The following is a 2262-nucleotide window of genomic DNA, read 5'->3' on the forward strand; positions in this document are numbered from 1 at the left end:
AATGATACGGCGACCACCGAGATAGAGTACGATTCCAAGCAATGCATGGATTAGAATGAATTTCTTCATGGTTTCTCTCCTTAATTCTATTTGTGATTTAGTTTGGTTTAAAGATGGGAAAACATACATGCAAATATTTCACTTCTGATGTGCATATGGTAAACTAATGGAAGGTAAACAGGGGGTGTAACAAGTGATTGAACTAGGTGGCAAGCATTATGAATTAGTGAAAAATATAAAAGAGGGTTTTCAGGAAGATGCAATCCGGGAGCGGTATGCGGATATATTAGGGAAATATGACTATATTGTCGGTGACTGGGGCTATGAACAGTTACGGATGAAGGGATTTTACCATGATCGGAATGCAAAAGCGCCAATTGATTCCAAGTTCAGCGCTATAGAGGATTATTTATTGGAGCATTGTAATTTTGGATGTGCTTATTTTGTCCTGAAAAAAGTTACGAAATAACAATAAATTGCACGTGAAAAACTCCTTTCTCATTCTAAGAAAGGAGTCACTGACGTTTTAATCCAATCTTTTGCACCGTCTATACCCATGAAATTTCTTTTCAATAATGGAACCAAGTCTAAAAATGGCTGCTTCGTTTCCAATAGAACTGATGATTTGAATACTTACAGGCATATCGTTTTCGTCTTTACCGACGGGTAATGTAAGGGATGGGAGACCCCATACATTTGCATAAGCGATATATGGCATATAGTCCAAAAACGTTTTACGAATGGAGAAAATCTCTTTAAATACTTGCCCATGTATTGGAGCAGCAGTATGATAAACAGGAAAAATAAGTAGTCGATTGTTTAAATAATCATTTAACCATTCATCACCACGGAGAATAATATCGTTTATTTCTCGAGCTCGTTTTTTCGATGGTTTGAACATTTTCGAACCAAGTATTGCCCAGGATAGATAAGGGTGCATCTTTGTTCTGTTCGTCAATCGTTCTTTTAAATAGGATCGGATGAGAGGTGAACGGTCATTACTGAAAGCCTCCCTCTCGACAGCAGCACTTCCATCGATGGACATGATCTCCTGCCAAAGTTGCGCACTTTCATCAAACAGTGGTGGCACACCACGTTTCGTCTGAATTAATTGAATGAGGAAATCCTCTATTCCCCGCATTATATTTTTGGTACTTTTCGCTAACGGGTAGGTCGTCTGTTCGACTAATAACTCAACTTTGTATTCATTTAGAAAGACTGGTTTCGGATTCGTGCCAGTTAGAATCCTGTTCATCAGTTCCATATCCCTCACAGATTTCCCCATTGGACCGATCCCGAGCATTCTTTGCTGCAATGGATGGGTTGGTTCTGGATAATGACCTTCGACAGTGACTTGGTGCATTCCAGGTTTAAAACCGACGACACCATTGAAATGGGATGGAAAACGGATCGACCCACCGATATCAGAGGCGATTCCCACTGCAGCTCCACCTGCTGCAAGCAAAGCACCTTCACCACCACTCGAACCCCCAGCAGTCCGGTTGATATCCCATGGGTTATTCGTCCGTCCATAAAGCTTATTATCGGTTTCCTGGCAATAGCAAAGAGCTGGGGTATTTGTTTTGCCTAAAATAATGGCACCTTCCTTGCGCAGTTTCGTAATCGCTTTCGCATCATCCCGAGAAATTAAATCTTGACGATGTTCCAGGCATCCCGTCGTTTTCATGTTGGTAACATGGAATGCTTCCTTCACACTAATTGGTACTCCAGCAAGCTTTCCGGTTATTCTTCCCCCCATGCTCTTCGTTTCATCAAATTGTTTTGCCTCAGCTATTGCTTTCTCGAAGCGATCTTCTACTAGTGCGTTAATGGGAGGGTTTACTTTTTTGATATGATTGATGTAAGTTGTTACGACCTCTTCACTTGTCCAAGTTCCATTTCTTAACATTTCGGCAAGTGCGGTCGCATCTAAATCCAATATCGCAGTAGATATTTTCATTTCCCCCTCTGTTAAGTATGTATTTCTCCACTTTCAGCTACCAATACCTCTTATCAAACATCAGAAAATCAGTGCCATTACTTTCATTCAGCGTAAGTATTTTGCGCATTCATTTTATTGGCGTTCTAATTACCGTTCAGTTGCCCGGCGGACGGATGCTTTCCACGGGCACGGCCTCAGCCTCGACGCACAGGACGTGCTAATGCAGACGTTGCCACAGGACGTGGCGTTCTTAGTCTGCCTCGGAAGAAAATCGCTTCCTGCTCAGGTCTGGACTCGTGCTTTTCCCGTAGGAGTCACCG

2 protein-coding genes are annotated in these 2262 nt (G+C 42.1%); one reads left to right on the forward strand and one right to left on the reverse strand.

Features of this window, described 5'->3' with window-relative positions; genetic code table 11:
* Positions 1-193: 193 nt before the first annotated feature.
* Positions 194-469, forward strand: coding sequence for a YutD family protein (locus IEX94_RS00065; protein WP_188855516.1), 276 nt, complete (start codon positions 194-196; stop codon positions 467-469).
* Positions 470-526: 57 nt separating this feature from the next.
* Here IEX94_RS00065 and IEX94_RS00070 read toward each other — a convergent pair whose 3' ends face one another.
* Positions 527-1960 (reverse strand): amidase, encoded by a 1434-nt coding sequence (locus IEX94_RS00070; protein ID WP_188855517.1) that lies wholly within the window; start codon positions 1958-1960, stop codon positions 527-529.
* Between the last annotated feature and the right edge of the window lie 302 nt (positions 1961-2262).

Origin of the sequence: Oceanobacillus indicireducens, from assembly GCF_014647195.1 — a bacterium.
Classification (GTDB): Bacteria; Bacillota; Bacilli; order Bacillales; family Amphibacillaceae; genus Oceanobacillus; species Oceanobacillus indicireducens.

Coding starts and splice junctions, on each gene's coding strand:
- IEX94_RS00070 (WP_188855517.1), bottom strand. CDS start 1,960: ATGAAAATATCTACTGCGATATTGGATTTAGATGCGACCGCACTTGCC.